This window comes from Rhodoferax sp. (genome assembly GCF_012927445.1).
Classification (GTDB): domain Bacteria; phylum Pseudomonadota; class Gammaproteobacteria; order Burkholderiales; family Burkholderiaceae_C; genus Rhodoferax.
The window spans coordinates 182,543-195,027 of record NZ_JABBPD010000007.1 but is presented as its reverse complement, the minus strand read 5'-3'; the positions used below and the strand labels follow the sequence as shown (position 1 = coordinate 195,027).

13 protein-coding genes and 1 pseudogene are annotated in these 12,485 nt (G+C 61.7%); 13 read left to right on the top strand and 1 reads right to left on the bottom strand.

Features of this window, described 5'->3' with window-relative positions; translation table 11 throughout:
- The first annotated feature begins 73 nt into the window (after positions 1-73).
- From HHJ17_RS12625 to HHJ17_RS12600, 6 genes are all read left to right on the top strand, one after another.
- Positions 74-718 (top strand): peroxiredoxin, encoded by a 645-nt coding sequence (locus tag HHJ17_RS12625; protein WP_296497185.1) that lies wholly within the window; start codon positions 74-76, stop codon positions 716-718.
- Positions 719-821: 103 nt separating this feature from the next.
- Entirely contained in the window at positions 822-1,586 is a 765-nt protein-coding gene (locus HHJ17_RS12620) for an extracellular solute-binding protein (RefSeq protein ID WP_296497188.1), read from the top strand.
- A 122-nt stretch (positions 1,587-1,708) separates the two neighbouring features.
- Positions 1,709-2,089 carry a rhodanese-like domain-containing protein gene (locus tag HHJ17_RS12615; RefSeq protein ID WP_296497191.1) on the top strand — a complete coding sequence of 127 codons (381 nt, stop codon included), beginning with the start codon at positions 1,709-1,711 and terminating at the stop codon, positions 2,087-2,089.
- A 25-nt stretch (positions 2,090-2,114) separates the two neighbouring features.
- Complete coding sequence (locus tag HHJ17_RS12610) at positions 2,115-2,975, top strand: MBL fold metallo-hydrolase (protein ID WP_296506005.1); 861 nt, start codon at positions 2,115-2,117, stop codon at positions 2,973-2,975.
- A gap of 10 nt (positions 2,976-2,985) precedes the next feature.
- On the top strand, positions 2,986-3,792 hold the full coding sequence (locus HHJ17_RS12605) for a sulfite exporter TauE/SafE family protein (RefSeq protein ID WP_296506004.1): 807 nt from the start codon (positions 2,986-2,988) through the stop codon (positions 3,790-3,792).
- A 67-nt stretch (positions 3,793-3,859) separates the two neighbouring features.
- A complete protein-coding gene (locus HHJ17_RS12600) occupies positions 3,860-4,321 on the top strand; it encodes a PaaI family thioesterase (RefSeq protein ID WP_296506003.1) in 462 nt (153 codons plus the stop codon).
- Positions 4,322-4,326: 5 nt separating this feature from the next.
- On the opposite strand, the gene HHJ17_RS12595 is transcribed toward HHJ17_RS12600, so the two are convergent.
- Entirely contained in the window at positions 4,327-6,417 is a 2,091-nt protein-coding gene (locus HHJ17_RS12595) for a molybdopterin oxidoreductase family protein (RefSeq protein WP_296506002.1), read from the bottom strand.
- 204 nt (positions 6,418-6,621) lie between these two features.
- Between HHJ17_RS12595 and HHJ17_RS12590 the strand changes: the two genes are divergently transcribed.
- The 7 genes and pseudogenes from HHJ17_RS12590 (at position 6,622) to HHJ17_RS12560 (ending at position 12,472) form a co-directional block, all read left to right on the top strand.
- Positions 6,622-7,005, top strand: a complete 384-nt coding sequence (locus HHJ17_RS12590; RefSeq protein WP_296506001.1) for a hypothetical protein — start codon at positions 6,622-6,624, stop codon at positions 7,003-7,005.
- A gap of 123 nt (positions 7,006-7,128) precedes the next feature.
- Complete coding sequence (locus HHJ17_RS12585) at positions 7,129-7,755, top strand: iron transporter (RefSeq protein WP_296506000.1); 627 nt, start codon at positions 7,129-7,131, stop codon at positions 7,753-7,755.
- A gap of 80 nt (positions 7,756-7,835) precedes the next feature.
- Entirely contained in the window at positions 7,836-8,276 is a 441-nt protein-coding gene (locus HHJ17_RS12580; RefSeq protein ID WP_296505998.1) for a hypothetical protein, read from the top strand.
- A gap of 101 nt (positions 8,277-8,377) precedes the next feature.
- The gene (locus HHJ17_RS12575) at positions 8,378-8,827 is read left to right on the top strand and encodes a DUF302 domain-containing protein (RefSeq protein WP_296505995.1); all 450 of its coding nucleotides are present in this window, start codon (positions 8,378-8,380) and stop codon (positions 8,825-8,827) included.
- Positions 8,828-8,929: 102 nt separating this feature from the next.
- Positions 8,930-10,648 (top strand): annotated as a pseudogene (locus HHJ17_RS12570) (copper-translocating P-type ATPase).
- A 45-nt stretch (positions 10,649-10,693) separates the two neighbouring features.
- Positions 10,694-11,887 carry a M20 aminoacylase family protein gene (locus tag HHJ17_RS12565; RefSeq protein ID WP_296505993.1) on the top strand — a complete coding sequence of 398 codons (1,194 nt, stop codon included), beginning with the start codon at positions 10,694-10,696 and terminating at the stop codon, positions 11,885-11,887.
- 81 nt (positions 11,888-11,968) lie between these two features.
- Positions 11,969-12,472, top strand: coding sequence for an AzlD domain-containing protein (locus HHJ17_RS12560; RefSeq protein ID WP_296497217.1), 504 nt, complete (start codon positions 11,969-11,971; stop codon positions 12,470-12,472).
- The last annotated feature ends 13 nt before the right edge of the window (positions 12,473-12,485 follow it).

Genomic DNA, 12,485 nt, shown 5'->3' with positions numbered 1-12,485 from the left:
TAAGCAAGCGCTTAATATTCAGGTGTCGAAAGTGACAGTCTCAGTTAAATGAGTTTTACCCAAGGAGTTAGTTATGGAAAATGTTCAACAAGTCAGCTTCCCCCATCTCAACGAGCAGGCGCCTGACTTCAATGTCAAGACCACGCATGGCGACCGCACGCTCGCCGACTACAAGGGAAAGTGGCTGATTCTTTTCTCGCATCCCGCCGATTTCACACCCGTCTGCACCACGGAGTTCATCGGGTTTGCCAAGGCCGCACCCAAGTTCACCGAGATGGGTTGCGAGTTGCTCGGCCTGTCGATTGACAGCCTGTTTTCACACTTGGCATGGACGCGCAATATCAAGGAAAAATTTGGCGTTGACATTCCATTCCCGATCATTGAAGACATCAAGATGGATGTGGCCCGCGCCTACGGCATGATCCACCCGGGCGCCGCCGACACGCAGGCCGTGCGCGCAACGTTCTTCATTGACCCCAAAGGTATTTTGCGTGCCATGGTGTACTACCCCATGAGCAATGGCCGCAGTATTGACGAGTTCGTGCGCCTGCTGACCGCCATGCAGACGTCTGATGCCAACGGCGTAGCCACACCTGAAAACTGGACGCCAGGCTGCCCCGTGATCGTGCCACCACCCAAGACCGCAGCGGCCGCCGACAAGCGCCTCACTGAAGGCTACGACACGACGGACTGGTACTACTCGACCAAATCGCTGTAATTAATTTGTCGACCCTTTGCTTTCCGCCGGGGGTCTCTTTTGACCATCAAGACGGGTCGTATACATCTTGTAAACATCAGTCATTGACTGAAAAAGTGAAACCATGAAATTATTTTCGAAAGCTATTTTTCCTGTTTTGATCTGCGCTTTTGCCGCCATCACCACAGCACACGCACAAGACGCATTGCGCGTCTATGGTCCGGGCGGTCCAGCGCCGGCCATGAAAGAGGCTGCCGCTGCGTTTGAAAAGAAAACGGGGGTCAAGATTGAAGTCACGGCTGGCCCTACACCGCAATGGGTGGACAAGGCAAAAAATGATGCTGACATCATCTACAGTGGTTCAGAAACCATGATGACCGACTTTGTTCAAGCCTTGGGCGGCAGCATCTCACATACGGAGGTACAGCCCTTGTACCTCAGACCCCTGTCCATTCTGGTCCGACCAGGCAACCCCCAAAAAATCACCGGTGTTAACAGCTTGCTTAAGCCGGGCGTGAAAATTTTAGTGGTCAACGGCGCAGGGCAAAACGGTGTTTGGGAAGATATGGCCGGGCGCAAGGGCAACATCAATACCGTCAAGAACATGCGTAAAAATATTGTGGGTTACGCCAAAAACAGCGCTGAAGCGCGTCAGCAATGGATTGACAAGCCCGAGATAGACGTGTGGCTCATTTGGAATATTTGGCAAGTAGCCAACCCCAGCTTGGCGGATGTTGTTCGCATTGAACCTGAGTATGCCGTTTTCCGTGATACGGGGGTTGTCTTGACGACGCTGGGCAAGACGAAAGCCACAGCCCAGGAATTCGTTGATTTCTTAGCATCCCCCGCTGGTGCAGCGATTTTCAAAAAATGGGGTTGGGTCGCTTAAGCGCCCACCCCATGAATGCCCGGGTCAAGTGGTGATCGTGCCTGCGCCAAAAACCGAAAATATAGCCGGCAAACCACCCGTGTGGTGGCTATTGTTTTAACCTGAATCAGAAAGAAGCTCCGATGAAAACTGTTCACGACCTCGTTACCGCTGCCAAGTCACGCATTCAGGAAGTCTCTCTTGCGGATGCCGACCAGGCCATTCGTGAGGCCGATGTGTTGCTCGACGTGCGCGAGGCCGACGAGTACGGCGCGGGCCACCTGCCCGGCGCCATTCATGCCTCGCGTGGCATGCTGGAATTCAAGCTCAGCAACGCCCCGGAACTCAGCTCGCGCGACCTCAAGATCGTGTTGTACTGCAAGACCAGCGGCCGCGCCGCACTGGCGGCCTGCGCGCTGCATGAGATGGGCTATCTGCAGGTCCAGTCCATCAGCGGCGGGTTTGACGCCTGGTCGGGTGCCGGCAAACCGGTCGTGAAACCCAGCGTGCCGACCTTCGGCTAACACGAGCCGCCCGCCGAACCACCCCATGCAAGAACCCACCATCCAATCCTTCTTTGATCTCGACACGGCCACTGTCACGCACATCGTGTCCGACCCGGTGACGCGCCGTGCGGCCATCATCGACAGTGTGCTGGACTACGATCCGAAGTCGGGTCGTACTTCACACGCCAGCGCTGACAAAGTCATCGAGCATGTCCGGCAAGCGGGGCTGACGGTGGCATGGCTGCTGGAGACGCACGCCCACGCCGATCACTTGTCGGCCGCGCCTTATCTCAAGGCGCAACTGGGTGGAAAAATGGGCATCGGGCGCCATATTTGCGACGTCCAGGCGGTATTCAAGAAGCTCTTCAATGCCCCGGACATGAACACCGAAGGCGCTGAGTTTGATCACCTGTTTGAGGACGGTGAGTTGTTCCAAATCGGGGCCCTCGACGTCCGCGTCATGCACACGCCGGGCCACACCCCGGCCTGTCTGACCTACGTGGTGGGCCAGCATGCGTTTATCGGCGACACGCTGTTCATGCCCGACTACGGCTCGGCACGCTGCGACTTTCCCGGCGGCGACGCCGCCACCCTGTACCGCTCAATCCACAAGGTGCTGGCCCTCGCGCCCGAGACACAACTCCATCTGTGCCACGACTATCCCCCGGCGGGACGCGCACCGGCATGGGTCACCACCGTGCGGCAGGAGCGCGAAAAAAACATCCATGTGCATGACGGCATCACGCAAGCCGAGTTTGTCAGCATGCGCACGGCGCGCGACAAAATCCTGGCAATGCCGCGGCTGCTGTTGCCTTCCGTGCAGGTCAATGTGCGGGCGGGCCAACTGCCGCCGCCGGAAGACAACGGCGTGCGCTACCTCAAGATTCCAATCAACGTCCTCTGAGCGCCCACCGATGGAACCCATGACCCTGGCGATTGCACTCGGTGCCATCATTGGCGCCATGCTGGCCCTGACCGGCGCCGGCGGCGGCGTACTGGCGATCCCGCTGCTGGTATTTGGCCTGCACCTGCCGGTGCAACAAGCGGCGCCGGTGGGTTTGGTGGCGGTCGGCCTGGCCGCCGCTTTAGGTGCGACGCTGGGACTGCGCCAGCGCATCGTGCGCTACCGCGCCGCCGGCTTGATCGGGGTGGCCGGCATGCTGGTGGCGCCGCTGGGCGTCTTCATGGCACAGCGGCTGCCGAACCGGCCGTTGCTGGCCGCCTTCGCCCTGGTGCTGATTTACACCGCGTGGCGCATGCTCAAACGCCCGCCGCCGAGCCGACAAAGCCCGGTGGCCGTGCCCTGCCATGTGAGCCATGCGGATCAACGCCTGACCTGGACGCTGCCGTGCGCCCGCGCGCTGGCTGGCACCGGCCTGATCTCGGGACTGCTCAGCGGCTTGCTCGGCGTCGGTGGCGGTTTTGTCATCGTCCCGGCGCTGACGCGGTACACCGATCTGGACATGCGCAGTGTTCAGGTGACGTCGCTGGCGGTGATTGCCCTGGTTTCCCTGAGCGGGGTTTCCGCCGCGGCCTGGCACGGCTCGCTGCCCTGGGCGGTGGCGCTGCCGTTCGCCTTGGGCGCCGTGTTGGCCTTGCTGCTGGGACGCCAGCTGGCCGGCAAGCTCAACGCCGCCCGTCTGCAACAGGCGTTTGCCTGGTTCAGCTTGGGGGTGGCGGCATTGATGCTGGCCAGAGCGGCTGGCTGGGTTGTGTCCTGATTGCTTGGGCCCGTCCCACCGGGTCGCGCAACAAAGGCGCTCCACATTTTTAACCCTGAAAGAATCCATGAAAGCTTTTCAAGACTACTACCCGGAAAATCTGGCGCATTGTTACGGCTGCGGCCGGCTGAACGCGCACGGCCACCAGATCAAGACTTTTTGGGATGGCGAGGAGACCGTCACGCGCTTCACGCCGCTGCCCCAGCACACGGCCGTGCCCGGCTTTACCTACGGTGGTTTGATTGCTTCCTTGATCGACTGCCACAGCACCGGCACGGCCGCGGCCGCCATGTACCGCGCCGAGGGCCGCGACATGGACACGCTGCCTGCGTTTCGCTTCGTCACCGGTTCGTTGCACGTCGACTACCTGAAACCGACCCCCATCGCGAGCACGCTTGAAATTCGGGGCCGGGTGAAGGAGATCAAGGGCCGCAAGGTGATCGTGGAAGCCACGGTGCTGGTCGACGGTGTCGCTACCGCGCGCGGCGAGGTGGTGGCGGTGCAGATGCCGGAGAGCTTTGGCGCGTAAGACGCTTAAAGCGTGTCTTGCTCGACCTGCACCAGGCAATCGTAAAACGTAGGGCCACGGCCCAGGTCGGTCAGCTTTTGGCTGGTGACCTGGTTCACGTTGGTGCCATCCAGGCCGAGCTTGCGCCACCAGACGCCCAGCCCGTTGACCACGCCGGGACGGGCGCGTTTGGAAATGGCTACCTTGCAGCGATAAACGCCGCGCTGGTTGAAAACACGCACTCCGTCGCCACTTTGCAGGCCACGCGCGGCAGCGTCCGTCGCGTGCATTTCCAGCAGCGGCTCGCCTTCGAGCTCGCGCAAACTCTTCACGTTGACGAAACTGGAATTCAGGAAATTGCGCGCCGGCGGCGAGATCATCGCCAGCGGATAGAGCGGGGATGAATTGAACGCTTCATGGTTCGGCACATGGTCGGGCAAGCCATCCAGCCCCTGCGCCGCCAGCCGCGCGCTGAAGAACTCGCATTTGCCGGAGGGCGTCGGAAAGTTGCCGTGGGCAAACGGCGCCGGTGCCAGATCCAGCGTGGCAAAACCCTTGTCCAGCAGCACGTCAAAATCCACCGCCTCGCCATAGGCCAGGCGGCACAGCGCCTGGTCGTCATCGGCAAAGCAGTGATCGGTGAAGCCCATGTGGGCGGCCAGTTCCCGGAAAATTTGCGTGTTGGGTTTGGCCTCACCCAGCGGCGTTATCGCCGGGCGATTCAGCAAGGCATCGGTGTGGCCGTAACTCGAATGCACATCCCAATGCTCCAGCTGCGTAGTGGCTGGCAGCAGGTAGTCAGCGTAGTCGGCGGTGTCGGTCTGAAAATGCTCTAGCACCACGGTGAAGAGGTCTTCGCGGGCAAAGCCCTGCACCACCTTGGCCGAGTCCGGGGCAATCGCCACCGGGTTGCTGTTGTAGACGATCAGCGCCTCGATCGCTGGCCCGAATTCAGCGCTGGCCGGGCGCAGCAGGTCGTCGCCAATCGTGCTCATGTTGATCGTGCGCGGCGTTTGGCCGGCCAGCAGATCGGGCCGCTGCAGCGCAGCTTTGTTTACCGGAAATTGGCCTGAACTGGAAAGCAGAACCCCGCCAGCCCGCTGGCGCCAGGCGCCGATCAGCGCCGGCAAGGATGCAATCAGGCGCACCGCGTTGCCGCCGCCATGCACGCGCTGCAAGCCGTAGTTCATGCGGATCGCCGCCGGCGCGCGGCTGGCCGCACAGGCGCCGTAGTCCTGGGCCAGGGCGCGGATCTGTTGCGGCAGCAGGCCGCACACCAAGGCGGCGCGTTCGGGCGACCATTGGAGAGCCCTGCTGCGCAGCCCCTCCCAGCCCAGCGTGTACTGCGCCAGGTAGTCGTGGTCGAGCCAGTCGTGGGTGATGAGCTCGTGCATCAGCGCCAGCGCCAGGGCACCGTCGGTGCCGGGCAGCAAGGCCAGGTGTTCGTGGCATTTGTCAGCGGTTTCGCTCAAACGCGGGTCGATGCAGACCAGTTTGGCGCCATTGCGCTTGGCCACCTGGGCATAGCGCCAGAAGTGCAGGTTGCTGGTAATCGAGTTGCTGCCCCAGATCAGGATCAGTTTGGCTTCGGCAAAAAACTCCACCCGCATGCCGACCTTGCCGCCCAGGGTCTGGGTCAAGCCCTCGCCCCCGGCGGTCGAGCAGATGGTGCGGTCCAGCAAGGAGGCGCCCAACCAATGGAAGAAGCGGGCCGACATACTGTCGCCTTGCACCAGCCCCATGGTGCCGGCGTAGCTGTAGGGCAGGATGGCTTGCGCCGCGTCCGGCCCGCGGCTGGCAATGGTTTTCAGACGGGTGGCGATGTCGTGCAGCGCGACCTCCCAACTCACGCGCTCGAACTGGCCCGCGCCCTTGGGGCCGACGCGTTTGAGCGGATGCAGCAGACGCTCCGGGTGGTAGCTGCGCTCGGTATAACGCGACACCTTGGTGCACAAGGCGCCATCGGTGTGCGGATGGGCCGGGTTGCCCTGCACCTTGATGGCGATGCCGCCCACCACCGTGGTCAGCATCGAGCAGGTGTCCGGACAGTCGTGCGGGCAGGCGCCCAATACCTGGGTGATCGTGGGGTCAGACGGTGGGGCAGATGTTTTGTTCATGGGCAGTAGGGTGGCTGTTCCCGTATTTTGGTGCATCCCGGACGTCGCAAGGTGAATACCCATGACGGAAAAGGTTGCCAAAGATTCTGATCTGAGTTAATTTCGCCTTTGGATTAATTTAAAGGATGCGGTCTAGCTTTAGGCTGCCGCCCCATCATGAAGCCTTTCTTGAGCCATCGCAGAATACGATTCACAGCCCTTGTGATGCTGTTCGTCTGGATGCTGGCTTTGGGCACGGGCTTTGCCAACGCCTGTCTGGTGCAAGAAGATCATGCCCGGCATGGTCACCTCAATCACCAGGATACCGGCGTCACGTCCATGTCGGTCTCTGGGCTGGACGTCATGGACGACGAGCACGATTCATCACCCGAGAAGAAGGCTTGTCAGAATTTCTGTGCGGCCGAGCAAATGGGCGTGGTCAAACCATCCGCGGATGCGCCTGCGCACCTGGATGTCGCCCTTGTGCGGGTATCGCTTCCGCCGGTGGCGCCATTGCTGGCGGATCGCGCATCTCAACGCCCCGATCCCGGTGATCCAGATGGGTCGCAACCACCCCTCTTCATCCGCTTTCTGCGGCTGACCCTTTAGCCCGTTCGAACTGACGTGCTGCTGCGCGGATTGATCCGTGCAGCCGGGGGCCTGCGTTTTGCGTCCGATCCTTTTTGCCCAATCCTTGTTCTTTCACCCTGACTTTCATACTGGGAGTTCACCATGTCACCTCTTCGTTACACCGCCTTGACCTTCGCTCTGGCGGCCGCCTGTGCCGGTTCCTGGGCCCAAATCCCTGCGCCAAGCCAACCACATAGTCAGCAAAGCGCGGCGGCACAACTTGCTGAACCCAAGATAAAACGGCTGGCCGCTGCGGCCGACCCTTTGAAAAAAGCGGTTCTAATCGGCCGTGTTGCGACCGGCAACATGATTTTCCAATTGGAACTGGAAGGTTCCGAACCGATGTGGATGCAGATGGGCAATCCACCCCTGTGGGACGCCCATGTGCCTGATACCGATGAGCGCTACCACGTCGAGTTAAAGCTGACCGACCCCAAAACCAAGACGCGCATTCCCTACGCCAACATCCACTTTGCCGCGACACACCAGGAAACTGGCAAGACTGTCGCGTTGCCTTTGCCGCCCATGTGGGGCAACAGCGGCCTGCACTATTCAGCCAACAGCGCGCTTCTGGGTGATGGCACCTATGCCGCCACCGTGACCGTGGAGGTGCCGACGTTCCAACGCGAGTTGAAAGACAAAGACCTGTGGTCCCAAGCGGTAAGCGCCAGGTTCCACTTCAAGCTTGTGAAGGGCAAGCTGACGGAAGTCTCGCAGGCAAGCCGCTAAGTGCCTGCTGCGACATAGACATCAACATGAAGTAGGCGTAAATTGACGCCCAACATTAGCTAACCCCACAGGAGACTGTCATGACCCATTTTCGATTCATTCCCCTTGCCTTTGCTGTCACCGCCGCCAGCGCCTTGGTCGCCTGCAACACCGCGCCGCCAAGGCCGATGGGCGCTGCATCGGCCAGTTGCCTGGCCGCACCCGACTCCATGGGCAGGATGGATGCGCAGATGAAGACCATGCGCGACATGCACGAAAAAATGATGAACGCCAAGACCCCGCAAGAACGCAGCAAGCTGATGGCCGAACGCAAGAAAACCATGCAGGACGGCATGGACATGATGGGGGGCATGTCCATGCCTTGCATGGGCGATATGAAAGACATGAAAGAAATGAAGGACATGCCGGGCATGACCGGTGACATGGGGGCGCGTCAGCAGATGATGGAGAAGCGCATGGAGATGATGCAGACCATGATGAAAATGATGATGGACCAGATGCCCGCCGAGCCGGCCAAATAAGGCGGGGCTCACGAGACTCAGTGAAATATAAAACGGCCAACTCCTCCATGACGTGGTGCCTGCGTCAGACCCTCCCTTAACCATCCTGAAAGGAAATACCCATGAACCCTAACGCCCCAACGACCCACCCACGCGAGGCCGATGCGAAGCGCGGGACCCCGTCCTATGGCTTTCACGCCCAGCTCGGCAAGACCGACTTCGCCGCGTCTGTCGAGCGGGTGAGTGCCGCACTGAAGACGGAAGGTTTCGGCATTTTGACCGAGATCGACGTGCAGGCCACCATGAAAAACAAGTTGGGCCTCGATGTGCCGGCGCACCGCATCCTGGGTGCCTGCAACCCCCCGCTGGCGCATCGCGCGCTGACGGCCGAGCCCGACATCGGCCTGCTGCTGCCGTGCAATGTGGCGGTGCGCCAGGATGCCGACGGCCAGGTGACGGTCGGCTTCATCGACCCGATCGCGATGCTGCAAATGACCGACAACCCGGAGGTGGCCAAGGTGGCTCAGGAAGCGCGTGAGCGGCTGCAGCGGGTGTGCGCCGCGCTGACCTGACTGGCCGCCGCCCCACGGCTGTGCATCATGCCCGCCGAACCAGCCCCACCCGCTGAGTCCCCGCCGCCGGTCGCTGCGGCTGGCACGGTCTACACCTGTCCGATGCACCCGGAGGTGCGCCAGGACCATCCCGGTAACTGCCCCAAGTGCGGCATGACGCTGGAGCCGGAGTTGCGCGACTTTCAGCGCCGCTTCTGGTGGACCTTGCCGTTGACGGCGGTCGTCTTCGTGTTGGCCATGTTGGGCCATCGCCTGCAGTGGATGGAGATGGCGGTGCAGAGTTGGGTTGAACTGGTTCTGGCGATCCCCATCGTGCTTTGGGCTGGCTGGCCGTTCTTCCTTCGGGGTTGGCAATCGGTGGTGAATCGCAGCCCAACATGTGGACGCTGATCGGTCTGGGCACCGGTGCCGCTTTTGTCTACAGCGTGGTGGCGACGCTCGTCCCGCAGGTGTTTCCGGCCTCGTTTGTCTCCATGGGACGGGTCGCCGTCTATTTCGAAGCCGCCGCCGTCATCATTTCGCTCACCTTGCTGGGCCAGGTGCTGGAGCTCAAGGCCCGTTCGCAAACCTCGGCCGCGATCAAATCCCTGCTCGGCCTGGCGCCCAAGACCGCCCGGCGTATCAAAGACGATGGAAGTGAAGAAGACGTGCCGTTGAGCCACGTTCATGTCGGCGACATATTGCGCATCCGCCCTGGCGAGAAAGTGCCGGTGGACGGTACCGTGACCGAAGGCAGCAGTTCCGTCGATGAATCCATGCTGACGGGTGAACCCGTGCCGGTGAGCAAGCGCGTGGGCGACCCCGTGATTGGCGCCACGCTCAACACCAGCGGCGCCCTGGTCATGCGTTCAGAAAAAGTAGGCTCATCCACGGTACTCGCGCAAATTGTCCAGATGGTGGCGCAAGCCCAGCGCTCCAGAGCGCCGATGCAGCGCATGGCCGACCTGGTGGCGGGCTACTTTGTCGTGACGGTCGTGGCCATTGCCGGGTTGACTTTCTTCGCGTGGGGGTTTTTCGGCCCTGAGCCCAGTTGGGTCTTCGGCCTGATCAACGCGGTGGCGGTCCTGATCATCGCCTGCCCTTGTGCCTTAGGCCTGGCCACGCTGATGTCCATCATGGTGGCCACGGGGCTGGGGGCCACGCGGGGCGTGCTGTTCCGTGATGCGGCCGCCATCGAGAACCTGCGCCAGATCGACACCCTCATCATCGACAAGACCGGCACCCTGACCGAAGGCCGCCCGGCGTTTGAGCGTGCCGTACCCGCGCCCGACTTGGCGGCCGACGAGGTGCTGCGCCTGGCCGCTAGCTGGCGCTGGGCAACACCACGTTGATGCAGCAGCTCGGTGTCTCGGTCGAGAGCCTGCTGCCACAGGCCGAGGCCTTGCGCGGCGAAGGCGCCAGCGTGATGCACCTGGCGGTCGAGGGTCAGTTGGCGGGCCTGCTGGCGGTGTCCGACCCGATCAAGCCCAGCACGCTTGAAGCGTTGGCAACGCTCAAAGCCGTCGCCGCCCGTCTTGGCATTGACGAAGTGCATGGCGAAGTCAAACCGGCGGACAAACTGCGCCTGGTCGAACGACTGCAGAAAGAAGGGCGCGCGGCATCGCCATCGCCCGCGCGCTGCCGGAGGCCACGGTGGCCAACATGAAACAGAATTTGCTGTTCGCCCTGCTGTACAACACGCTGGGCATCCCGATTGCGGCCGGGGTGCTGTACCCGCTGACCGGCTGGCTGCTGTCGCCCATGATCGCGGCGCTGGCCATGAGTTTCAGTTCCGTGTCGGTGATCGGCAATGCGCTGCGCCTGCGACGCAGTCGTTTTTGAGATTGCGGTGGCGCTTGGCTTTAGACTCAGAAGTCAGGAGCAGCTATGAAACTTATTGATTCCATCGTGGCCCAGGCCGCCGGTATCGCCGCCCTGCGGCGCGATCTGCACGCTCACCCCGAGTTGTGTTTTGCCGAAGTCCGCACCGCCGAGGTGGTGGCACAAAAGCTGACCGAATGGGGCATTCCCGTGCACCGCGGGCTGGGCACCACGGGCGTGGTCGGCATTGTCAAAAATGGCACGTCGAAGCGCGCCATTGGCTTGCGCGCCGACATGGACGCGCTGCCGATGCAGGAGGTCAACAGCTTCAGCCATGCCAGCCAGCACGCCGGCAAGATGCACGCCTGCGGCCATGACGGCCACACCGCCATGCTGCTGGCGGCGGCCCAGCATTTGGCGACCCATCGCGATTTTGATGGCACGGTGTACCTGATCTTCCAGCCGGCCGAAGAAGGCGGCGGTGGCGCCCGCGAGATGATCCGCGACGGTTTGTTTGAACAGTTCCCGATGGACGCGGTGTTTGGCATGCACAACTGGCCCGGCTCGGAACTGGGCAAATTTGCCGCCAGCCCGGGGCCGGTAATGGCCTCCAGCAACGAATTCAAAATCACCATCCACGGCAAGGGCGGTCATGCGGCCTTACCGCATAACGCGATCGACCCGGTGCCGGTGGCGTGCCAGCTGGTGCATGCCTTTCAGACCATCATCAGCCGCAACAAAAAACCGATTGATGCCGGCGTCATTTCCGTCACCATGATCCACGCCGGGGTCGCGACCAACGTGATCCCCGACCATTGTGAGTTGCAGGGCACGGTGCGCACCTTCAGCCTGGAGGTGCTGGACCTGATCGAGCAGCGCATGCGCCAGATCGTCGCGCACACCTGCGCCGCCTTCGACATGACCGGCGAGTTTGAGTTTGCGCGCAACTACCCGCCGACCATCAACAGCGCCAAAGAGGCCGAATTTGCGCGCCAGGTGATGGCGAGCATCGTCGGCGAAGAGAACGTGCAGGTGCAGGAACCGACCATGGGGGCGGAAGATTTTTCTTTCATGTTGATGGCCAAACCGGGCTGCTACAGCTTCATCGCCAATGGCGACGGCGCCCACCGCGACCTGGGCCACGGCGGCGGCCCTTGCATGCTGCACAACGCCAGTTATGACTTCAACGATGCGCTGATTCCGCTGGGCGCCACCTACTGGGTGCGACTGGCGGAAGCGTGGTTGAAGGCCGAGGCGTAATGTTAAATTATTTGCTATTAAATAAATAGCCTTCTACGCATAGCCCACAAGGGCTAGCGCCTATTTAGTCATTGAGTCCTGATGTCACAACCGTCTTCCCGCGCCAGTTTGCTGGCGGGCGCCCGCGATACCGTGCCGATGCTGGTGGGCGCCGCGCCCTTTGGCATGATTTTTGGGGCGCTGGTCGGTACCACCCAGCTGGCGCCGTGGCAGGGGCAAATGATGTCGCTCAGCGTGTTCGCCGGCTCCAGCCAGTTCATCGCCATCGGGCTGCTGGCCGGGCAGGCCGGACTGGGGGTGATCACCGTCTTCATCAAAGCCATCATCTTCATCCTGGGCGACCGCGTGGTGTTTTCACCGATGCTGCGACAGGCGCTGAGTTTCGTGCCGGTCACGGTGCTGACGGCGATTATTGTGCCGATGGTGCTGGCGCCGCAGGGCAAAGGCCTGGAGCTGAGCTGGCATAACCCGCAACTGGTCGCCGCCATTGCCGCCGTGATCGTGTGCGCCGCGACACGACAGCAACTGCTCACCATCATGGTCGGGCTGGCGGTCTTTTTCGGCTGGCAGTATGGGTTGGGCTGAGCGAGTCCGCCCT